This is a genomic window from Citrobacter sp. MGH100, from assembly GCF_001034465.1.
Classification (GTDB): Bacteria; Pseudomonadota; Gammaproteobacteria; order Enterobacterales; family Enterobacteriaceae; genus Citrobacter; species Citrobacter youngae.
Genome location: NZ_KQ089800.1, coordinates 1,445,544 through 1,465,427 on the forward strand (window position 1 = coordinate 1,445,544; position 19,884 = coordinate 1,465,427).

At 53.8% G+C, this 19,884-nt stretch carries 20 protein-coding genes; 10 read left to right on the top strand and 10 right to left on the bottom strand.

The genetic code is table 11. The features are described from left to right. Window positions 1–64: 64 nt before the first annotated feature. Complete coding sequence (gene nadE / locus SK32_RS06880) at window positions 65–895, top strand: ammonia-dependent NAD(+) synthetase (protein WP_048211886.1); 831 nt, start codon at window positions 65–67, stop codon at window positions 893–895. A gap of 57 nt (window positions 896–952) precedes the next feature. Here nadE and ves read toward each other — a convergent pair whose 3' ends face one another. From ves to astC, 7 genes are all read right to left on the bottom strand, one after another. Beyond that, a complete protein-coding gene (ves, locus tag SK32_RS06885; RefSeq protein ID WP_048211887.1) occupies window positions 953–1,528 on the bottom strand; it encodes an environmental stress-induced protein Ves in 576 nt (191 codons plus the stop codon). A gap of 352 nt (window positions 1,529–1,880) precedes the next feature. After that, on the bottom strand, window positions 1,881–2,366 hold the full coding sequence (spy, locus tag SK32_RS06890; protein ID WP_048211888.1) for an ATP-independent periplasmic protein-refolding chaperone Spy: 486 nt from the start codon (window positions 2,364–2,366) through the stop codon (window positions 1,881–1,883). Window positions 2,367–2,714: 348 nt separating this feature from the next. Next, window positions 2,715–3,680, bottom strand: coding sequence for a succinylglutamate desuccinylase (astE, locus tag SK32_RS06895; RefSeq protein WP_048211889.1), 966 nt, complete (start codon window positions 3,678–3,680; stop codon window positions 2,715–2,717). Next, a complete protein-coding gene (gene astB / locus SK32_RS06900) occupies window positions 3,673–5,016 on the bottom strand; it encodes an N-succinylarginine dihydrolase (RefSeq protein ID WP_048211890.1) in 1,344 nt (447 codons plus the stop codon). Before astB ends, astE begins: the two co-directional genes overlap by 8 nt. Next, window positions 5,013–6,491, bottom strand: a complete 1,479-nt coding sequence (gene astD / locus SK32_RS06905) for a succinylglutamate-semialdehyde dehydrogenase (RefSeq protein ID WP_048211891.1) — start codon at window positions 6,489–6,491, stop codon at window positions 5,013–5,015. Before astD ends, astB begins: the two co-directional genes overlap by 4 nt. Then, a complete protein-coding gene (astA, locus tag SK32_RS06910; protein WP_048211892.1) occupies window positions 6,488–7,522 on the bottom strand; it encodes an arginine N-succinyltransferase in 1,035 nt (344 codons plus the stop codon). The genes astD and astA overlap by 4 nt, the downstream gene beginning before the upstream one ends. Then, complete coding sequence (gene astC, locus SK32_RS06915) at window positions 7,519–8,739, bottom strand: succinylornithine/acetylornithine transaminase (RefSeq protein WP_048211893.1); 1,221 nt, start codon at window positions 8,737–8,739, stop codon at window positions 7,519–7,521. The genes astA and astC overlap by 4 nt, the downstream gene beginning before the upstream one ends. 444 nt (window positions 8,740–9,183) lie before the next feature. Here astC and xthA point away from each other — a divergent pair, with 444 nt between their 5' ends. The 7 genes from xthA to SK32_RS06950 all read left to right on the top strand — a co-directional run bounded on the left by xthA (window position 9,184) and on the right by SK32_RS06950 (window position 16,314). After that, window positions 9,184–9,990, top strand: coding sequence for an exodeoxyribonuclease III (gene xthA / locus SK32_RS06920; RefSeq protein ID WP_048211894.1), 807 nt, complete (start codon window positions 9,184–9,186; stop codon window positions 9,988–9,990). 223 nt (window positions 9,991–10,213) lie between these two features. Next, window positions 10,214–10,870: a TVP38/TMEM64 family protein gene (locus SK32_RS06925; protein ID WP_170927368.1), complete on the top strand. Its 657-nt coding sequence runs from the start codon at window positions 10,214–10,216 to the stop codon at window positions 10,868–10,870. Next, a complete protein-coding gene (locus SK32_RS06930; protein ID WP_048211895.1) occupies window positions 10,867–11,577 on the top strand; it encodes a TVP38/TMEM64 family protein in 711 nt (236 codons plus the stop codon). Before SK32_RS06925 ends, SK32_RS06930 begins: the two co-directional genes overlap by 4 nt. A 31-nt stretch (window positions 11,578–11,608) precedes the next feature. Then, window positions 11,609–12,778: an ABC transporter substrate-binding protein gene (locus tag SK32_RS06935; RefSeq protein ID WP_048211896.1), complete on the top strand. Its 1,170-nt coding sequence runs from the start codon at window positions 11,609–11,611 to the stop codon at window positions 12,776–12,778. Then, on the top strand, window positions 12,751–14,286 hold the full coding sequence (locus SK32_RS06940; RefSeq protein ID WP_048211897.1) for an ABC transporter permease family protein: 1,536 nt from the start codon (window positions 12,751–12,753) through the stop codon (window positions 14,284–14,286). Before SK32_RS06935 ends, SK32_RS06940 begins: the two co-directional genes overlap by 28 nt. Then, window positions 14,286–14,918 carry an ATP-binding cassette domain-containing protein gene (locus SK32_RS06945; protein WP_048211898.1) on the top strand — a complete coding sequence of 211 codons (633 nt, stop codon included), beginning with the start codon at window positions 14,286–14,288 and terminating at the stop codon, window positions 14,916–14,918. The genes SK32_RS06940 and SK32_RS06945 overlap by 1 nt, the downstream gene beginning before the upstream one ends. Window positions 14,919–15,006: 88 nt before the next feature. Continuing rightward, window positions 15,007–16,314, top strand: coding sequence for a rhodanese-like domain-containing protein (locus tag SK32_RS06950; RefSeq protein WP_048211899.1), 1,308 nt, complete (start codon window positions 15,007–15,009; stop codon window positions 16,312–16,314). 7 nt (window positions 16,315–16,321) lie between these two features. Here SK32_RS06950 and SK32_RS06955 read toward each other — a convergent pair whose 3' ends face one another. Together SK32_RS06955 and SK32_RS06960 are read right to left on the bottom strand one after the other, a co-directional pair. Further along, window positions 16,322–16,945 carry a CDP-alcohol phosphatidyltransferase family protein gene (locus SK32_RS06955; RefSeq protein WP_048211900.1) on the bottom strand — a complete coding sequence of 208 codons (624 nt, stop codon included), beginning with the start codon at window positions 16,943–16,945 and terminating at the stop codon, window positions 16,322–16,324. Next, entirely contained in the window at window positions 16,938–17,507 is a 570-nt protein-coding gene (locus tag SK32_RS06960; RefSeq protein ID WP_048211901.1) for a carboxymuconolactone decarboxylase family protein, read from the bottom strand. Before SK32_RS06960 ends, SK32_RS06955 begins: the two co-directional genes overlap by 8 nt. 79 nt (window positions 17,508–17,586) lie before the next feature. Here SK32_RS06960 and SK32_RS06965 point away from each other — a divergent pair, with 79 nt between their 5' ends. Next, window positions 17,587–18,000: a pyrimidine (deoxy)nucleoside triphosphate diphosphatase gene (locus SK32_RS06965; protein ID WP_048211902.1), complete on the top strand. Its 414-nt coding sequence runs from the start codon at window positions 17,587–17,589 to the stop codon at window positions 17,998–18,000. Here the strand turns inward: SK32_RS06965 and SK32_RS06970 are convergent. Further along, the gene (locus tag SK32_RS06970) at window positions 17,960–18,235 is read right to left on the bottom strand and encodes a YnjH family protein (RefSeq protein ID WP_048211903.1); all 276 of its coding nucleotides are present in this window, start codon (window positions 18,233–18,235) and stop codon (window positions 17,960–17,962) included. The genes SK32_RS06965 and SK32_RS06970 overlap by 41 nt on opposite strands. A gap of 237 nt (window positions 18,236–18,472) precedes the next feature. Here SK32_RS06970 and gdhA point away from each other — a divergent pair, with 237 nt between their 5' ends. Next, complete coding sequence (gene gdhA / locus SK32_RS06975; protein ID WP_040233659.1) at window positions 18,473–19,816, top strand: NADP-specific glutamate dehydrogenase; 1,344 nt, start codon at window positions 18,473–18,475, stop codon at window positions 19,814–19,816. Window positions 19,817–19,884: the final 68 nt, after the last annotated feature.

The window sequence follows — 19,884 nt, forward strand, 5'->3', positions numbered from 1 at the left end:
ACGTCAACGCGTTAGCTTTAACACATCGTTATTTTTGATCATTTTATTTTCCATAGGGGGTTAAATGACTCTGCAGCAAGAGATAATCCGGGCACTTGGTGCCAAACCACATATTAATGCAGAAGAGGAAATTCGCCGCAGCGTGGATTTTCTGAAATCGTACCTCAAAACCTACCCTTTCCTTAAATCGCTGGTGTTAGGGATTAGCGGCGGACAGGACTCAACCCTGGCCGGAAAGTTATGCCAAATGGCGATTTCCGAGTTACGTGAGGAAACGGGTAACGATGCTTTGCAGTTTATTGCCGTGCGACTGCCTTATGGTGTGCAGGCCGATGAACAGGACTGTCAGGACGCGATAGCGTTTATACAACCTGACCGTGTACTCACCGTCAACATCAAAGGTGCGGTATTGGCCAGCGAGCAGGCATTGCGCGAAGCAGGTATTGAACTGAGTGATTTTGTGCGCGGCAATGAAAAAGCCCGCGAGCGTATGAAGGCACAATACAGTATCGCCGGAATGACCAGCGGTGTTGTCGTGGGTACCGATCACGCCGCAGAGGCCATTACCGGATTCTTTACCAAATATGGCGATGGCGGCACTGACATTAACCCAATATTCCGCCTCAACAAGCGTCAGGGTAAGCAGCTTCTTGCGACATTGGGTTGCCCTGAGCATTTATACAAGAAAGCGCCAACCGCCGACCTCGAAGACGATCGTCCCTCTCTGCCAGATGAAGCCGCATTAGGCGTTACCTACGACAACATTGACGATTATCTGGAAGGAAAAACGTTGAATGCCGACGTTGCGAAGAAAATTGAAGGCTGGTACGTGAAAACAGAACACAAACGTCGCCCACCGATTACGGTGTTTGACGACTTCTGGAAAAAATCGTAATTCGCTGATTTACCCGTGCCGGATAACCACAAAATGGTTTATCCGGCCCAAACGACGTCATTGCACCGAATCAGGCGAAAAACCTGGCTTCCAGTTAATCTCACTAAACAACAACTTCCCCTCGCGTTCCAACAGTCGCAACGTATGCTTACCGTCATGCCAGCACGCCCCCTGGTCAGCCGTCAGCAACTTATCCCCCAGTTGCCAGGCTCCGCTAATAACAAATACCACGCCGCCACGCGAACCAAAGGTCGTAAACGTCCGGTCAGCCACACGAACTTTAGCCTGGCAAACATCCCGACGGGTCATGATATTAAAATCCATCGACATCTGTCCTTCCGTCAGCTTCGCTTTTACCACGCGGTCACCGGCGAACGTAAAAGGCTGATGCTGTTTTAGCGTATGCGGTAGCGTGTTAGCACCTTCCAACGTGACTTCTCCCCCTTCGAGCAGTGTAATAACGCGCTCAACTCCGGGAAAGAGTGAAAATTCGCCGTTCGCAGCAATGGAGGCAATACTCGCCCGCCAGTGAAAGTCGCGCGTTGCTGGCGGAAAACAACATATTTCACGCGTTTCTCCCGCACCATTACGCCAGAGATTAACCGGCATTTTGCGGATATCAAAGTACTCCATCATCCCTCCAGAAAGGCACTGTGCGCCGACATGCCGTCATCAGGCAGCCAAATCATCATTGTTATCATTCACCCTGCTCGTTGTTATCGGCAGCAGAGTTGATTTGCCTTAGCGATGACCATGGCGTTTTGCAAAAAAGTTTAACGCGCTGATCCAAGTAGCATTTTCGCGGGCCTCAGGAGCATAACCTGTCCCAAGCGCTGTGCAATAGGTAGGAAAGAAAAAACCGCCGATCCTGCCCACATCGTTAAACGTGTTGTGGACAAGGCCGGCGGTCTTGAGTTTTTTTTCACGCTGTCCGGGGCAATCTGCTCCGACACAGCATGAATGATTGAGTATAGACGCCTACCGATTATTCGGCAGCTTGTGGCATTTTACCTTTCTGCGCTGCTCGTTCTGTCAGACGCTTCTCAAAATTGGCATTAAACTGTTTTTTCTGTTCCGGGGTCAGAATGTTGTAAATTTTGTTCTGCGTTTCCATATGCGCCAGCATGTTAGCTTTGCGCTGCTCTTCCATCTTCGCAATCTGCGCTTCAGCTTTCGCTTTATCGAAGCTATCGCTGGCGATGATATCGTGCATTGCACGGCGTTCTTCCAGCGGAGGACGTTTCATCTGATCGCGCTGACCTTTCATGATGTCGCGGATCTGCTGTTTCTGTGCATCGGTCAGGTTCAGGTCTTTAAACATCATGTCGTGATGCGGGGCGAATTTACCGTTGTGGTGCATCATCGGTTTGGCATCTGCCGGAGCTGCTGTGGTAGCGTCAGCGGCATGAGCCAGGTTTGCAGCGCCCAGCGCCAGGGTAGAGGCAACAAACAGAGCAGTCAATTTACGCATAATTTCTATCCTTCCTTTCAGTTATTCTTACGACATTCATGCGAAGCTTATGCAATGTGATGTCGTGTTGACGGGATTAACTTTACCGACTTAAGCGTCAATTAATCAGAGCAACGGTAAAACAATGAAAGTGTAAAAAACAAACTTTCATCAATTATGAAGAAAAAAAGAATAAATTGCGGAGAGTTGAAATAAAAAATTACAACAGGATGATTTTGAAAGGATTATGAAGAACTATACCTGAACCCTGCTTATTAAGAAAGCAATTCACCAGGAATAATCCGTAATAAATACAAACAGCACGCAATAATAAGCCCTCAGAGATTAACCCGAGGGCGGATATATCTTTTACAACCTTTCCAGCATAAGTCCCGCGCGTAAACCACAGGCCACATTTGGATTAGGAAAGAGAACGTATTCAACGTTATGGGTGACGATAAAACGTTCATCACCATCCTGCGCCAGCACGGTTCCCTCTTTAAACGCGGTAAAGTTCAGCGTCTGGTTGTCCATGTAGAGAATGAAATCGTCGCTGCGCCGCGTGATTTGCGACACTACGCGGTAGCGCAGCGGAGATGTTTCTCCCGTAGGGATTCGCTCGCCTTGCAGCAGTTTCGCCAGCGCATCCGCCGTCTGCGCAAACTGGGACAGATCGTTTTGTCCAAACGGCAGCGCTTTACCCAGTTCCAGCGTACAGGCCAGCGCGCCAAAATGTTCAGCGCTAAAATGGGTGAACGTACCGCCAGGCGTCTGATGGAACACCAGCGCCTCAAGTCCTGCACCTCCCAGCCATCCCAGAAAATCTTCGTCCCAGGCAACATTACGTTGTGGCAGCACGCCAAAACGCAGATGCTGTGAGCCGCGAATCGCGGTATGCAGATCCAGATGCCAGCGTACTGACTCTTGCGCCCGCGCGTAAAAAACGTCCAGACACAGTTCAAGCTCGCGGGCACGCCGTGTTTCACCGCTCTCATCGAAGAGCTGCCAGCGGCCGCCAAACATACGGTTCAGATCGCTATGACAGTAGCGTTTGCCCGCAGCTAACGCCTGCGGATTGCCCAGGATCAGCAATAGCCGCCATGTCAGCGGCAGCTTGCCGCTAAACAACCCGGCCAACAATGTATCCAGTATTTCTACTGGTGCGGTTTCATTACCATGAATGCCCGCAGACAAAACCAGCGAACGCTCAACCGGAACAACCGGCGTCAGCTCCAGCATGCCATGCCCGATCCATTGCCAGTCAAAACCGTGAGCTTTCCCCCGGGTGGCATCTGGCGCCCCCCCCGCAAGCGTCAGCGCAAGGAAATTATCCATGGCATGTACGCTCCTGCTGGAAGGGATACACCGAACCGAGGTTGAGTAATTGCGTCAACGTATCCAGCGCTTCACGCCCTTCGCGCAGCAACTGCGGGTCAGCAAGGTCTGCGGCGGTAAGACGATCGCGATAGTAACGATCAACCCAGTTATTCAGCGTGTTAAACAGCACATCATTCATGAGAACCGCCGGGTTCACCGCCTGTTGCTCCTGTGGGGTTAACACGACCCGAAGGCGCAGACATGCCGGGCCACCACCGTTGGACATGCTTTCGCGCAGATCGAATACCCGTAGATCGTCAATCGGGTTGTCATCTTCAAGCAGACGGTTTAAATAATGCCATACCCCTGCATGCTCCCGGCATTCCTGCGGCAAGACCAACATCATTGAACCGTCATCACGACTGAGTAGCTGGCTGTTAAACAGATATGTTGCCACGGCATCCTGCACTGACACTTCAGCCAGGGGAACTTCCAGCGCCGTAAATCCCGCCACCTGGCTATGCAACTGCTGTAACAAAGCCTGCTGGTTGGCAAACGCCAATTCATGGCAAAACAGCACCTGACGATTTGATACCGCAATAACATCGTTATGAAACACACCAAGATCGATAACATCCGGGTTTTGCTGAGCAAAGATAATCTGATTAGGGTTCACCTGATTCAGGCGCGCAACAGCCTCGCTGGCTTCTCTGGATTGCCTCGCCGGATAACGCTTCGGATGCGCGCCGTTGCCCTCTTCACGACCATAGACAAACACCTGTATGCCGGGGTCGCCGTAATCACCACCGAGACGGTTATGGTTTGCCGCGCCTTCATCACCCAGTAACGCAACCTGGGGCAATGCACTATGGACCGTAAAGCGGCTCTCATCGCGGAAGATCGCGCTTAGCAACGCTTCTGTGGTTGGCGCTTCCAGTGAACGGTGGAACTTGTTATTCAGATTCGCGACCGTCAGATGCACTTTTCCGTCCAGCGAATCTGCCGAAGGACAGACCGTTGCCGCATTCGCCACCCACATCGGCGAAGCGGAACTGGCACTGGAGAGCCAGTGAGGTGCCTGCCGTGCCACCTTTTCCAGTACCTGCTCGTCACTGCCGCTAAATCCCAACTGCCGTAGCACCGGAATATAAGGCCGCTCATGGGGCGGGATCACCGCCTGGGGAAATCCCGCATCCGCCAGCGCTTTCATCTTTAGCAAACCCTGTTTCGCCGCCAGACGAGGGTTCGACACCTGAAAACGGTGTTTGGTTGAGGCCTCATTACCAAATGACAATCCAGCATAGTGGTGGGTCAGTCCCACCAGACCATCAAAATTAATCTCACGGGCTTTCATCGCTTATCCTCACGAGAAAAATCGAGTCCTGGGCTAAGCGCCGTTGGCAGCGTTAAGGCTGGTGATTCCAGACTTGCCATCGGCCAGGCGCAATAATCTGCGGCATACCACGCACTCGCACGATGGTTCCCGGACGCGCCAACCCCGCCAAACGGCGCTGTACTCGCCGCGCCGGTTAACGGCTTATTCCAGTTGACGATCCCTGCCCGCGCCTCCAGCAGCAATTGATCAAATTGGCTGCGATCGGGTGAAACTAACCCACACGACAGTCCAAAACGGGTGTTGTTCGCCATGCGAATCGCGTCATCAAAGCTGTCATAGCGCCAGACGCCAAGCAGAGGGCCAAAAACCTCTTCATCAGGTACGTTCGCCGCCCCGGTCAGTTCGATGATGCCGGGAGTCAGCAGTGACGTTCCGGCTTTCACCAGACGCGGTGCTAACAGCGTACGGCCACCTAACGATGCCAGACGCTGCCAGGCATCATAGACATGCTGCGCGGCCTGTTCGGAAATCAGTCCGCCCATAAACGGCTGCGGTTCCGCATCCCAGTTGCCGGGCATTAAACGCTGACTAACTTCCACCAGACGCATCAGGAACGCATCACCCTGCGCGCCTTTTTTAACTAACAGGCGGCGGGCACAGGTACAGCGCTGTCCGGCGGTTACAAACGCAGATTGAATGGTCAGATGCACGGCGGCATCAATATCTTCCGGGTTCTCGATAATCAGCGGGTTGTTCCCTCCCATCTCGAGAGCGAGGATTTTTTCTGGCTGGCCAGATAACTGTCGATGCAGGTGATAACCGGTATTGGCGCTGCCGGTAAACAGCAGACCATCAAGGTCTTCCAGCGCGCTCAGGGCCTGCCCCGTTTCACGCCCGCCCTGTACCAGGTTCAGCACGCCCGGCGGTAATCCCGCCTGCGCCCACAGCTTTGCCACGGCTTCACCGGTCCACGGCGTCAGCTCGCTGGGTTTGAAAATCAACGTATTGCCAGCCAACAACGCCGGAACGATATGACCATTAGGTAAATGACCGGGGAAGTTATACGGGCCAAACACGGCCAGAACACCGTGTGGGCGATGACGTAACGTCGCAGCGCCATCTGGCAGCGCGTTATGCTGTTCCCCGGTACGGGTGTGATACGCCTTCACTGAGATGGCAATTTTATTGATCATCGCCGTCAGCTCGGTTGCTGCTTCCCAGCGCGGCTTGCCGGTTTCCCGTGCAATGATCGCCGTCAGTTCTGCTTTATTACTCTCCAGCAGCGTCGCGAATTTCTCGACAATGTCCTGACGCGCGGCAAAAGACTGTCTTGCCCAGCCCGGAAAAGCTGCACGCGCAGCCTGGCACGCTTGCGCCACCTGCGTAGCATCGGCATCATTGCCGTGCCACAGCACATCACCACCTACTGGGTTGGTTTTCACCCGACGCTCGCCCAGCCCCGTCACCCAGTCACCGTTTATCCATAGTGTCATGCTGTTTTCTCCTCTGCACAAAGACGCACAAAACGTACATGGTCGCCCGCGTGGCATTTCAGGGCATCCAGTTGTGCCGCCGTCAGTACCAGACGTTGGGTATCCGGGTCTGCGCGAACCAGCATGACGCGGAAGTTTTGATAGTTTTCATTGGCAACCAGACAAGCCGGATAATCGCCGGTTGCTGGCTGACCTTCCGCCACTTCCACCAGCCTGCTTTTACGTATTGCCCGCACCCGGTCAATATCGCATTCCAGCGTCGGCCCGCCGTCGAAAATATCGACATAGTTGCGATAGCGAAAGCCCTCTTTCTCCAGCACCGCCCGCGCGGGCGCCGTTTGCGGATGCACTTCGCCAATCACGCTTTGTGCTTCTTCCGACAGGAAGTGGGTGTAAATAGGGTGTTTAGGCATCAGCTCAGCAATAAAGGCTTTTTGTCCGGTGCCACAGAGAAAATCTGCGCGGCTGAATTCCATTGAAAAAAAACGTTTTCCGAGGCTTTGCCAGAACGGTGAATAACCGTGTTCATCAATGACACCCCGCATCTCTGCAACGACTTTTTCGTTAAAACGGTCACGAAACGCGGCCATGAACATAAAGCGCGACTTCGACAACAAATAGCCGTTACCTTCTTTACGCCAGTCCGGATCGAGAAACAGCGTGCAAAGCTCACTGCTTCCGGTGTGATCGTTACTGAGAAACAGCGTCGGCAATGCGTTATAGACATTCAACTCTTTCGAGGCATGCACCAGAGTACCGACCCGATAGTTGTACCAGGGATCGTTAAGTCCTACCGCCACCTCAATGGCGCAAATCCCCGCCACAGTTCCGCTGGCGCTGTCTTCCAGCACAAACACATATCCCTGCTCACTTTTGGGCAACTCACCGCGCCAGGTTTGTAGCGAACGTTCGATACGCGCCATTAGCGTCGCTTCATTCGCCGGTAGCGAGGTCAATCCGCCGCCGGTCTTACCGGCAAGCTGCATCAACGCGGTAATATCAGCACGTTCAATGGGGCGAATCACCATCATGATGAACCTCCTGCTTTAATGCGTTCGCATGCCAGCGCAAAACGATCCAGCCCGGTTGCCACCTCTTCCTGGCTGACGTTTAACGCTGGCGCGAAACGCACCACGTTAGCGCCGGCAATCAGTACCATCACCCCTGCATTGGCCGCTTCTTGCGAGATGAGTTTTGCTTTCCCGGCATATTCCGCATTCAGTACGCAGCCGATCAGCAGTCCAAGCCCACGAATTTCGCTAAACAGTCCAAAACGTTCGTTAATGGCGTTAATACGTTCCACAAACCAGTCATGACGCTGTTTCACACCATTGAGGACTTCCGGCGTGTTAACAATTTCCAGCAGCTTACCCGCTACGGCAGTGGCTAATGGGTTTCCGCCGTAAGTTGTACCGTGCGTGCCCACGGTCATCACGCTGCTGCAACGTTCTGTGGTCAATAACGCCCCAATAGGAAAACCACCGCCAAGCGCTTTGGCCGTCGTCAGCAGGTCTGGCGTCACACCATAGTGCATATAGGCATACAGTTCGCCGGTACGGCCAACCCCGGTCTGAACCTCATCAAAAATCAGCAGCGCATTATGGCGATCGCATAATTCACGCAACCCCTGCAAAAACGCGTTTGTTGCCGGCACCACGCCGCCTTCGCCCTGGACAGGCTCGACGATGACCGCACAGGTCGTGTCATCAATCAACTGGCTGGCAGAATCGAGATCGTTATACACGGCATGGCGGATATCCGGCGGCAGCGGCGCGAAATCCTGTGAATAGGCGGGCTGACCACCGGCGCTGACGGTAAACAGCGTGCGGCCATGGAATGCATTTTTAAACGCCACAATCCCGCTCTTCTGGCTACCAAAACGATCGTGAGCATATTTACGCGCCAGTTTTAACGCCGCTTCGTTGGCCTCTGCCCCTGAGTTACAGAAGAAAATGCGCTCGGCAAAGGTGGCGTCAATCAGCTTTTTCGCCAGACGCAATACCGGCTCGTTGGTGTAGCCATTTCCTGTATGCCAGAATTTACTCGCCTGGTCGTTTAATACCTCGCGCAATGCCGGATGGGCGTGACCCAGCGCGTTAACCGCAATGCCTCCCGCGAAATCGATATACTCTTTACCCTGCTGATCCCACAGACGTGAACCTTCACCCCGCACCGGAATAAAAGGGGCCGGAGCGTATACAGGCATCATCCATTCATCAAAATTTTCACGCGTAATTGACAGAGACATAGCGACCTCAACGGTAAATAAAAGGTTATTTATATGTTAATAAATATAGTATTTGCGGTGTAAATGTAGATTGCAGGGTTCGTGCCAGCCAGCGAAAAAAGTGCATAAACGGAGGTCGAGGACGGAATATCAACAGGTTACAACACGGCAATATTCACTACATGTGCATATAAAGTGAATATGTTTGCGTAACAGGGGACTAATTAGAGGAAAAACCGAAATTTTATTCAGTCGCCAAATATAATTCTGGAATTGTGATCGTATACGAAATTTATCGGAAATTATTGCCCCATAGCGACGCGCTTCGCGCCAAAACGGTGCAGTTTTTGCTCCATCGTTAACACCATTAGCAATCATTGTTGGAATCAGGTGACAAGAAGCAGTCAGTTCGTGGAAATTCTGCTACCATCCTTGCACTATTCATCTTACAAAGTGGCAGCGACTATGAAATTTGTCTCTTTTAATATCAACGGCCTGCGTGCCCGTCCTCATCAACTGGCAGCCATTGTCGAAAAACACCAACCGGATGTGATTGGCTTACAGGAGACAAAAGTTCACGACGATATGTTCCCTCTCGAAGAGGTAGCAAAGCTCGGTTACAACGTCTTTTATCACGGCCAGAAAGGCCATTACGGCGTCGCGTTGTTAACGAAAGAAACGCCAATTGCGGTACGTCGTGGCTTCCCGGGCGATGACGAAGAAGCGCAGCGTCGTATCATCATGGCAGAAATTCCGTCCCCTCTGGGCAGCATCACTGTGATCAACGGCTATTTCCCGCAGGGCGAAAGTCGTGACCATGAAACTAAATTCCCGGCGAAAGCGGCGTTCTATCAGAACTTACAAAACTATCTGGAGACTGAACTGAAACGCGATAATCCGGTGCTGATCATGGGTGATATGAATATCAGCCCAACCGATCTCGATATCGGCATTGGCGAAGAGAACCGTAAACGCTGGCTGCGTACCGGGAAATGTTCCTTCCTGCCAGAAGAACGTGAGTGGATGGAACGTCTGTTAGGTTGGGGGCTGGTGGACACCTATCGTCACGCGCATCCTGATAAAAACGACCAGTTCTCGTGGTTTGATTACCGCTCGAAAGGCTTCGACGATAACCGTGGTCTGCGAATTGATCTGCTGCTGGCAAGCAATCCGCTGGCGGAACGTTGCGAAGAAACGGGTATCGACTATGAGATCCGGAGCATGGAAAAACCGTCCGACCACGCGCCAGTGTGGGCAAAATTCCGCGTCTAATTATCTGCATTTTTTCGCTCTCCGGGCCTCGCCTGGAGAGTCAGTATATTCTGTGCAAAATCAAAAAAGCGGCGGTAATACATTGTTGCGAGCGGGATTTTACTATATCTTCGCGCGCACTTTTCGCTGGTGAAAACGCATCATTGCCCACGGATTTACAGGAGACCCCCCATGAAAAAGAAGTTCGCATAAGGCAGAATACCGACTGCTTATTGTGGCAGTGCTGTTCTGCGCCCTGGCTGGGGTTTTCCACTATTTTGGTCTGTCTGACCTGATAACCAATCTCCATCATTTGCAAGATGTCATCCACCAAAGCGGGCTGTTCGGCTACGCACTTTATATTCTGCTATTTATCGTTGCGGCGCTGTGCCTGATACCCGGCAGCATACTGGTGATTGTCGGCGGTGTGCTGTTTGGCCCCGTGGCAGGGACGCTTATCTCGTTAGTGGCAGCAACCGTGGCCTCGGCGCTGTCGTTTTTGCTGGCTCGCTGGCTTGGACGGGATCTGCTCCTGAAATACGTTGGGCACACGACAATGTTTCAGGCTATCGAAAAAGGCATTGCCCAAAGCGGAATAGACTTTCTGATCCTGACCCGGCTCGTGCCGCTGTTCCCCTATAATATTCAAAATTACGCCTATGGGCTGACGGCCATTCCGTTCTGGTCATTTACTCTGATTTCAGCTATCACCACGTTACCAGGTATCTTTATCTATACGCTGATGTCACACGAACTGGCCAGTGAAGGCATTACCCTGGTATTTATCGGTAAGCTCAGTATTGCAGGCATTGCCTTGTTTGCCCTCGTGCAGGCGGCAAAAGCCTGGGCCCGATACAAACATGTCGACCCCTCTGCAAATCGAGAGCTTGCCGGTAAATGAGAACGCTGAATAAAACGCAGACCAGAAAGTATTGCCGGGCTGGGTTCATTGCCCTGTTGGTAGTCGCGTTGATAGCGTGGGCATGGCTGCCCGACGTGAGAGACTTTCTTACGCAGAGCCTGACTGCGTTTACCACGCTCGATCAGCATGCTCTTGAGAATTTTATTCGTTCTTACGGAACTCAGGCGGCGGTCGTTTCATTCTTCCTGATGATCTTGCAGGCCATCGTCGCCCCGCTTCCCGCTTTTGTGATCACCTTTGCCAACGCCTCGCTGTTTGGCGCATTTTGGGGCGGCATACTGTCCTGGAGCAGTGCGATGGCAGGTGCGGCGCTGTGCTTTTTTATTGCCCGTATTTTAGGTCGCGGTGCGGTAGAAAAGCTGACCGGAAAAACGGTGCTGAACAATATGGACGCTTTTTTCGAGCGCTATGGCAAGCACACCATTCTGGTCTGTCGCCTGTTACCTTTTGTACCGTTCGACCCGGTAAGCTACGCAGCAGGCCTGACCTCAATTCGGTTTCGCCATTTTTTCATCGCCACCGGCATCGGACAGTTACCCGCTACTATCGTCTATTCATGGGCGGGTAGCCTGTTAACCGGCGGTACATTTTGGTTTGTAACCGGCCTGTTCATCCTGTTCGCTCTGAGCGTAATAATTTCAGTGGCGAGAAGCCTTTATCTTGAACATCAACGAAAAAAAACCTGAGACTTCCCCCATTTTTAGCCATGGAGATACTATGCGTTACTGCTTATTGTGCCTGAGTTTAATGCTCTGTCCGCTGGCGACGTTTGCCCAGAACGACGGCTGGCAACAAATCAAAAACGATGCCCGCGGTCAGACTGTGTGGTTCAACGCCTGGGGTGGCGACAATGCAGTTAACCAGTATCTCGACTGGGTTAGCGGTGAGATGAAAACGCACTACGCCATTAACCTGAAAATCGTACGCCTGGCAGATGCCGCCGACGCAGTAAAACGCATCCAGACGGAAGCGGCATCCGGGCGAAAAACCGGAGGTTCTGTCGATTTATTGTGGGTTAACGGCGAAAACTTCCGCACCCTGAAAGAAGCCGGGCTACTGCAAACTCAGTGGGCGCAAACGCTGCCTAACTGGCGCTATGTTGATACCCAAAAACCGGTGACCGAAGATTTCTCCGTTCCGACGGAGGGAGCTGAATCACCGTGGGGCGGCGCCCAACTCACCTTTATTGCCCGGCGCGATCTCACCGCGCAGCCGCCGCAATCTCCGCAGGCACTGCTTGAATTTGCGCAGGCGCACCCTGGCACGGTGACCTATCCGCGCCCGCCAGACTTTACCGGCACGGCGTTTCTGGAGCAGTTGTTAATATCGCTCACCACCAAACCACAAGCATTGAAAGTTACGCCAGATGCAGCGACATTCGCCGACGTTACCGCGCCATTGTGGCTTTATCTTGATACCTTGCACCCTGTACTTTGGCGTGAAGGCAAAGATTTTCCACCCACGCCTGCGCGAATGGATGCACTGCTCAATAGCGGTACCCTGCGTTTATCATTGACCTTTAATCCGGCCCATGCATTGCAAAAAGTGGCCAGCGGCGAATTGCCTAAAAGCAGCTACAGTTTTGGTTTCTCACAGGGCATGCTCGGCAACGTGCACTTTGTTGCTATTCCGGCGAATGCCCGCGCCAGTGCCGGAGCAAAAGTCGTGGCAAACTTCCTGCTTTCGCCCGAAGCACAACTGCGTAAAGCCGACTCAACTGTCTGGGGAGATCCTTCGGTGCTTGATCCACAAAAATTACCTGTCGAACAGCGTGATGCGCTGCTGGCGCGGATCCCACAAGGACTCCCTGCCGTTCTGCCGGAACCGCATGCTGCCTGGGTAAACGCTCTGGAACAAGAATGGCTACGCCGCTACGGTACGCATTAATTTTGCTACTCTGGGCCATCATGGCGGCAGTTTATCTGCCGCTGGCGCCAGCGGCTTTCTCTCTGATAGCGCCAGCCCTTAGCCTAACCCATTGGCTGGCTCTCTTTGCCGACCCTCAACTTCCGCAGGCGTTACTGGCGACGCTGGTTTCCACAGGACTGGCTGCCGGCGGCGCACTGATCATCGCGCTGCTGGCAATTCTCGCTTTATGGCCCGGCGCAGGCTGGGCGCGACTAAGCACCCGTCTTCCGTGGCTGCTGGCGATCCCGCATGTTGCCTTCGCCACCAGCGTGCTGTTGGTTTTTGCCGAAGGCGGTAAAATCTGGCAATGGCTACCGTTCCTCAGCCCACAGCCAGACCGTTACGGCATTGGGCTTGGCGTGACGCTGGCGGTGAAAGAGAGCGCTTTTTTGTTATGGATCCTCTCGGCTCTACTGAGTGAAAAACACCTTTCGCAGCAGGTTATCGTGCTGGATTCGCTGGGTTACAGCCGACTGCAATGCCTGAACTGGCTGGTACTGCCCGCTATCGGCCCGGCATTAGGCAAAGTTATGCTGGCGATTGTTGCCTGGTCACTCTCCGTTGTGGATGTGGCAATCGTTCTTGGCCCCGGAAATCCGCCAACGCTTGCCGTGTTGAGCTGGCAATGGCTCAGTCAGGGCGATGCCGGGCAGCAGGCTAAAGGCGCGCTCGCCAGCCTGTTGCTGGTGCTGTTGCTCTTCATCATCGCGCTGGCAGGGTACCTGTTATGGCGCGCCTGGCGCCACACCATTCCTGCGGCAACCGGTGAACGCCTGCGTTTTCCATCCTGTACAATCGAACGTTCATTAGTACAACTTTTGCCCCTTAACGGTGTGCTATGCGCACTGGTTCTGGCGCTGCTCGCCAACTATTCATCGCTAAATAGCGAGGCGCTCGGCAATAGTCTGCAACTGGGACTCGTCTCCAGCCTGCTGGCGCTACTGATACTTTTTGCCTGGCTGGAATGGGGACCGCAAACCGGACAACGTTGGGTCTGGCTACCGCTGATTTTGCCTGCACTGCCGCTGGTAACCGGCCAGTATTTGCTGGCGTTATATGCCGGGCAGGATGGACTGATGAGGACCATTGTCTGGGGACACCTGCTATGGGTGATGCCCTGGATGTTGTTTGTGCTTAAACCGGCCTGGCAGCGCATTGACCCGCGATTGATTTTGATTGCGCAAACGCTTGGCTGGACGCGGGGCCGCATATTCTGGCAGGTAAAATGCCCGCTACTGGCTCGCCCGGCTCTGATTGCCTTCGCGGTCGGATTCTCTGTCAGTATCGCCCAGTTCATGCCAACACTATGGTTAGGCGCAGGACGCTTTCCAACGTTGACCACCGAAGCGGTGGCATTAAGCAGCGGCGGTAGCACTGCGATTCTGGCAACTCAGGCGCTATGGCAGCTTCTGTTACCGCTGTTAGTTTTCGCACTCACGGCGTTTCTCGCTGCGTGGATTGGCCGCTTTCGACAAGGACTCCGCTAATGCTCATTGTGCAAAACCTTTCGTTGTACCAGGGTGCGACTGCGCTGCTGAAGAACGTTACCTTTCAGGTTAATAAAAGTGACATTGTCACGATTATGGGTTCCTCCGGCAGTGGAAAGTCTTCGCTGTTTTCGTGGATGGTCGGGGCGTTGTCACCTCAATTTCAGGCATCAGGCGAGCTGTGGCTCAACGCACGACGCGTTGACGCTCTGCCTACGGCGCAGCGCCAGATTGGCATTCTGTTTCAGGATGCACTGCTGTTTGACCATTTCAGCGTTGGGCAGAATTTACTGCTGGCCCTACCCGCCACTCTACAGGGTTCCACCAGACGACATGCGGTGGAAAGCGCTCTCGCGCGTGCGGACCTGGCCGGTTTTTATTCGCGCGATCCGGCTTCGCTCTCCGGCGGACAACGTTCGCGAGTCGCTCTGCTCCGCGCACTGCTGGCGCAGCCCCAGGCGCTGTTACTCGATGAACCCTTTAGCAGGCTGGACACGTCGCTGCGCGATACCTTTCGCCGGTGGGTCTTTACCGAGGTACGTAAGCTGGGTATTCCAGTGGTACAGGTTACCCATGACGCGCAGGATGTCCCGCCAGCAGGCCGTGTATTTCAGATGGAAAACTGGGCGTGAATGTGGCGATATGCTGCGTTAACGCAAGGTTTTTACTTAACCGGCGGCACAGAATGTCGTCCTCTTTTTTTCAACGTCGGGCTATTCGATGAAACGTGTTTCTCAAATGACCGCGCTGGCACTGGCTTTAGGGCTCGCTTGCGCTTCTTCCTGGGCTGCTGAAACAGCACAGACGCTCACCCTCGACCAGTTACAGCAAAAGCAAGGCGCGGCAATCGATACCCGTCAGAGCGCTTTTTACAACGGCTGGCCGCAGTCGCTTAATGGTCCTTCAGGACACGAACCTTCCGCACTGAACCTGTCTGCCGCCTGGCTCGACAAGATGAATGATGAACAACTCAGCGCCTGGGTTAAATCACATCAACTCAACACTGACACGCCGGTGGCACTGTATGGCAGCGATAACGACATACCGGCTGTCAAAGCCCGCCTGCAAAAAGTGGGCTTTAACCATATCTCCACCCTCAGCGATGCGCTTACGGACCCAGCCCGCCTGCAACGTCTGCCGCACTTCGAACAGCTGGTGTACCCGCAGTGGCTGCACGACCTGCAGCAGGGTAAAAACGTAACTGCTAAACCGGCGGGCGACTGGAAAGTGATTGAGGCCGCCTGGGGCGCGCCGAAGTTGTATCTGCTGAGCCACATCCCTGGTGCGGGCTACATTGATACCAACGAAGTCGAAAGCGAACCGCTGTGGAACAAAGTGTCCGACGAACAGCTCAAAACGATGCTGGCGAAGCACGGTATCCGCCATGACACCACGGTGATTTTATACGGCCGCGATGTCTATGCCGCTGCGCGCGTGGCGCAAATTATGCTGTACGCCGGCGTGAAAGATGTTCGTCTGCTCGACGGCGGTTGGCAAACCTGGTCCGACGCGGGCTTACCGGTCGAACGCGGCACTCCGCCAACGGTGAAACCAGAACCTGATTTCGGCGTGAAAATCCCTGCCCAGCCGCAGTTGATGCTCGATATGGAACAGGCTCGCGGTCTGCTGCATCGCCAGGATGCGTCTTTGGTGAGCATTCGTTCATGGCCGGAATTTGTCGGTACCACCAGCGGCTATAGCTACATTAAGCCAAAAGGTGAGATTGCAGGCGCACGTTGGGGCCACGCGGGCAGTGATTCCACCCACATGGAAGATTTCCATAATCCGGATGGCACCATGCGCAGCGCGGATGACATCGCCGCCATGTGGAAGCAATGGAATATTCTGCCACAGCAGCAGGTCTCGTTCTATTGCGGTACCGGCTGGCGTGCTTCGGAAACGTTTATGTATGCCCGCGCGATGGGCTGGAAAAACGTCTCCGTTTACGACGGCGGCTGGTATGAGTGGAGCAGCAATCCAAAAAACCCGATCTCCAGCGGTGAACGGGGTTCGGACAGCAGCAAGTAATCTCTGATTATGCCTGACGCTGAACCGCTTTTAGCGTCAGGTATCCGCTCCAGATCCGGGTAAACGTCGTCATCCAGCACAGCGCGCCAAAAACCCACGCCATCACGGCAAAATATTCCGGGAACAGACACCCAAACACAAACAGCAAAATCGTCTCAGTACCTTCGGTCAGTCCCCCCAGATAATAAAACGATTTATGCGCGTAGCCTGGGTTATCAATTTGATGTTTCGCCGCCAACGCGGCAAAGGCCAGAAAACTGCTACCGGTCCCCATAAAGGCGAACAGCAACCAACCACCAGCCAGCGCGTTGACCGCCGGATCGGCGAGCATAAAACCGAATGGCACTAAGGCGTAAAACAGAAAATCGAGCGAGATATCAAGAAATCCGCCTGCATCGGTTAGCCCTCTGCGCCGCGCCAGTGCCCCATCCAGCCCATCAAAAAGCCGATTGAGCACAATGGCCGCCAGCGCCGCCAGATACCAGCCTAACGCCAGAAATGGCAAGGCCAACACGCCAATGGCAAAACCGACCAGCGTAAGCCCGTCCGGGGTAATCGCAGGCTTATCAATAATGCCCACGCAGCGATGCAAAAGCGGTTTTAAACGCGGATGAAGATGACGGTCAAGCATGCGGGCGTCCTTTGAAGGTGTCGCACAGTCCCTGCGAAGGAATATCGAGAGCGGCATTAAAACGCGCCGAGAGATTTTGAAACGCAATCAGCGCGGTCATTTCCGTAATGGCATCATCGGTAAACTGCTGCTTCATCTGCGCTTTCAGCGCAGCGTCAACCTGTGGCGGCGTGGCGGTGATCGCATCGGCATAGGCCAGCGCTACGCGCTCTTCTGCGCTAAATAGCGCCGATTCTTGCCAGTTGGCAACCTGTAAGACTTTATCCAGCGCGCCACAGCGTTCAGCCAGGCGTAAACTGTTGGCATCAACGCAAAAAGCGCAGTGGCACACCTGAGATACGCGGGTCATCAACAGCGCGCGCATCACCGGCGTTAAACGCGCCTTTTTACGCTCCAGAAATCCGACAAACAGCGCTACCAGCCAGAACAGAAACGGCATCCGCCCCCACCAGCGCGTAGGATGTAGCACATCGCCATAATGTTTTTTCTGCGTAGCAGCGAGCGGTTTTAGACTGGAAGGGATACGCGTTAACGGCTTTACCCACGACTGAGGTTCGTTCAACGGTGGCTCCTGAATACTTTAGATAAAACAAAGATAACGATAGTATGTCATTTTCTGTCGTTAGATCTTGATGAATATAATGAAAACCCTCGACGTGGTCGCCGCTATTATTGAACGTGATGGCAAAATTTTACTGGCTCAGCGTCCGCAGCATGCGGATCAGTCAGGCATGTGGGAGTTTGCCGGCGGTAAGGTTGAGCTGGGCGAAAGTCAGCCAGATGCGCTGGCCCGAGAACTGCGTGAAGAGTTGGGCATTGAGGCAGTCGTGGGGCGCTACATTGCCAGCCATCAACGCGAGGTTTCGGGCCGACTGATTCACTTACATGCCTGGCATGTACCGTCATATCAGGGAGAACTGAAGGCGTATGAGCATCAGGATATCGTCTGGTGTTCACCCGAAGAGGCGCTGCGTTATCCGCTGGCGCCTGCCGATATCCCGCTACTGGAAGCGTTTATTCTTTTACGCGACGCCAGACCAGCGGATTCGTGCTGATGGTTTTTTCATCGCGCTGGCACTGTAGCAGCACGCCATCGGCTTTAATCACCGCCCCTTCTGAATAGTTTCGATCCTGATAAATGCAGCACTGATTACATGGCTGCGCGCGCTGGCCGCTGGAACTAAACACTTCCGGCGGCACATTCACCTGCACGTCCGGGCGATAAAGCTGATTTGCCAGCGTCGCGCTGGACATCAGTGCCAACGCACCTGCCATGATTAAACGGCGCATATTCTTTCCTTTTTAACTGACATCTATGCTCAGTATAACGGTATAAACCGGCAGAAACTTTAGCCTCTTCGATCATCGTTTTTGGTTATGACCCACGACGCAATATTAATTTACTTAGCGGGATTAATTTTTTCTTGCGTCTCGTCACAGTGCTGGTGGTATAGTCAAAAACTGCAAAACACTTAACACAAATATCAAAAATATAACCATATCAATACATAAGAGGTTCTTATATCTATGGATCAGACATGTTCTCTGGAGTCATTTCTTAACCATGTGCAAAAGCGCGACCCGAATCAGACCGAGTTCGCGCAAGCCGTTCGTGAGGTAATGACGACGCTGTGGCCCTTCCTCGAGCAAAACCCACGTTATCGTCAGATGTCATTGCTGGAACGTCTGGTTGAACCGGAGCGCGTGATCCAGTTCCGCGTAGTCTGGCTGGACGACCGCAATCAGGTGCAAGTCAACCGCGCATGGCGCGTGCAGTTTAGCTCTGCCATTGGCCCATACAAAGGCGGTATGCGTTTCCACCCTTCCGTGAACCTGTCGATCCTGAAATTCCTTGGCTTCGAGCAGACGTTTAAAAATGCCCTCACCACCCTGCCAATGGGCGGGGGTAAAGGCGGGAGCGATTTCGATCCGAAAGGGAAAAGCGAAGGCGAAATCATGCGTTTCTGCCAGGCGCTGATGACCGAACTGTTCCGCCATTTAGGTCCCGATACCGACGTTCCGGCGGGCGATATCGGTGTGGGCGGCCGTGAAGTCGGCTTTATGGCCGGGATGATGAAAAAACTCTCCAACAACAGCGCCTGCGTCTTTACCGGTAAAGGTCTTTCTTTCGGCGGCAGCCTGATCCGCCCGGAAGCGACCGGCTACGGTCTGGTGTATTTCACCGAAGCGATGCTCAAACGCCATGGTCTGGGCTTTGAAGGCATGCGCGTGGCGGTTTCTGGCTCCGGTAACGTGGCGCAATTCGCCATTGAGAAAGCCATGGAGTTTGGCGCGCGGGTGGTTACCGCCTCCGATTCCAGCGGAACCGTAGTTGACGAAAGCGGATTTACCAAAGAAAAACTGGCGCGTCTGTGCGCAATCAAAGACAGCCGTGACGGTCGCGTAGCAGATTATGCCCGTGAGTTTGGCCTGACCTACCTGGAAGGCAAACAACCGTGGTCAGTTCCGGTCGACATCGCCCTACCGTGTGCCACGCAGAACGAACTCGATGTGGAAGCCGCACAAATGCTTATCGCCAACGGCGTCAAGGCCGTGGCTGAAGGTGCGAACATGCCAACCACCATCGAAGCCACCGACCTGTTCCTCGAGGCAGGTGTACTGTTCGCACCGGGTAAAGCCGCCAACGCCGGTGGCGTCGCCACATCCGGTCTGGAAATGGCGCAGAACGCCGCACGTCTGGGCTGGAAAGCGGAGAAAGTGGATGCGCGCCTGCACCACATCATGCTGGATATTCACCATGCCTGCGTTGAATACGGCGGCGAAAGCAAGCAGACCAACTACGTACGTGGCGCCAACATCGCGGGCTTCGTGAAAGTTGCCGACGCGATGCTGGGCCAGGGTGTGATTTAATATCGTCTCTATAGACCCGTAGGCCGGATAAAGCACGGTTGCCGCATCCGGCAAAGCCTGATGGCGCT

What these genes read in the sequence shown, in the direction of transcription:
- astB (WP_048211890.1), bottom strand. Translation starts at nt 5,016, where the DNA reads ATGAAAGCCCGTGAGATTAATTTTGATGGTCTGGTGGGACTGACCCAC.
- ves (WP_048211887.1), bottom strand. Translation starts at nt 1,528, where the DNA reads ATGGAGTACTTTGATATCCGCAAAATGCCGGTTAATCTCTGGCGTAAT.
- gdhA (WP_040233659.1), top strand. Translation starts at nt 18,473, where the DNA reads ATGGATCAGACATGTTCTCTGGAGTCATTTCTTAACCATGTGCAAAAG.
- SK32_RS06930 (WP_048211895.1), top strand. Translation starts at nt 10,867, where the DNA reads ATGAGAACGCTGAATAAAACGCAGACCAGAAAGTATTGCCGGGCTGGG.
- SK32_RS06935 (WP_048211896.1), top strand. Translation starts at nt 11,609, where the DNA reads ATGCGTTACTGCTTATTGTGCCTGAGTTTAATGCTCTGTCCGCTGGCG.
- SK32_RS06945 (WP_048211898.1), top strand. Translation starts at nt 14,286, where the DNA reads ATGCTCATTGTGCAAAACCTTTCGTTGTACCAGGGTGCGACTGCGCTG.
- SK32_RS06940 (WP_048211897.1), top strand. Translation starts at nt 12,751, where the DNA reads ATGGCTACGCCGCTACGGTACGCATTAATTTTGCTACTCTGGGCCATC.
- astE (WP_048211889.1), bottom strand. Translation starts at nt 3,680, where the DNA reads ATGGATAATTTCCTTGCGCTGACGCTTGCGGGGGGGGCGCCAGATGCC.
- SK32_RS06950 (WP_048211899.1), top strand. Translation starts at nt 15,007, where the DNA reads ATGAAACGTGTTTCTCAAATGACCGCGCTGGCACTGGCTTTAGGGCTC.
- astD (WP_048211891.1), bottom strand. Translation starts at nt 6,491, where the DNA reads ATGACACTATGGATAAACGGTGACTGGGTGACGGGGCTGGGCGAGCGT.
- nadE (WP_048211886.1), top strand. Translation starts at nt 65, where the DNA reads ATGACTCTGCAGCAAGAGATAATCCGGGCACTTGGTGCCAAACCACAT.
- SK32_RS06965 (WP_048211902.1), top strand. Translation starts at nt 17,587, where the DNA reads ATGAAAACCCTCGACGTGGTCGCCGCTATTATTGAACGTGATGGCAAA.
- xthA (WP_048211894.1), top strand. Translation starts at nt 9,184, where the DNA reads ATGAAATTTGTCTCTTTTAATATCAACGGCCTGCGTGCCCGTCCTCAT.
- spy (WP_048211888.1), bottom strand. Translation starts at nt 2,366, where the DNA reads ATGCGTAAATTGACTGCTCTGTTTGTTGCCTCTACCCTGGCGCTGGGC.
- astA (WP_048211892.1), bottom strand. Translation starts at nt 7,522, where the DNA reads ATGATGGTGATTCGCCCCATTGAACGTGCTGATATTACCGCGTTGATG.
- SK32_RS06970 (WP_048211903.1), bottom strand. Translation starts at nt 18,235, where the DNA reads ATGCGCCGTTTAATCATGGCAGGTGCGTTGGCACTGATGTCCAGCGCG.
- SK32_RS06955 (WP_048211900.1), bottom strand. Translation starts at nt 16,945, where the DNA reads ATGCTTGACCGTCATCTTCATCCGCGTTTAAAACCGCTTTTGCATCGC.
- astC (WP_048211893.1), bottom strand. Translation starts at nt 8,739, where the DNA reads ATGTCTCTGTCAATTACGCGTGAAAATTTTGATGAATGGATGATGCCT.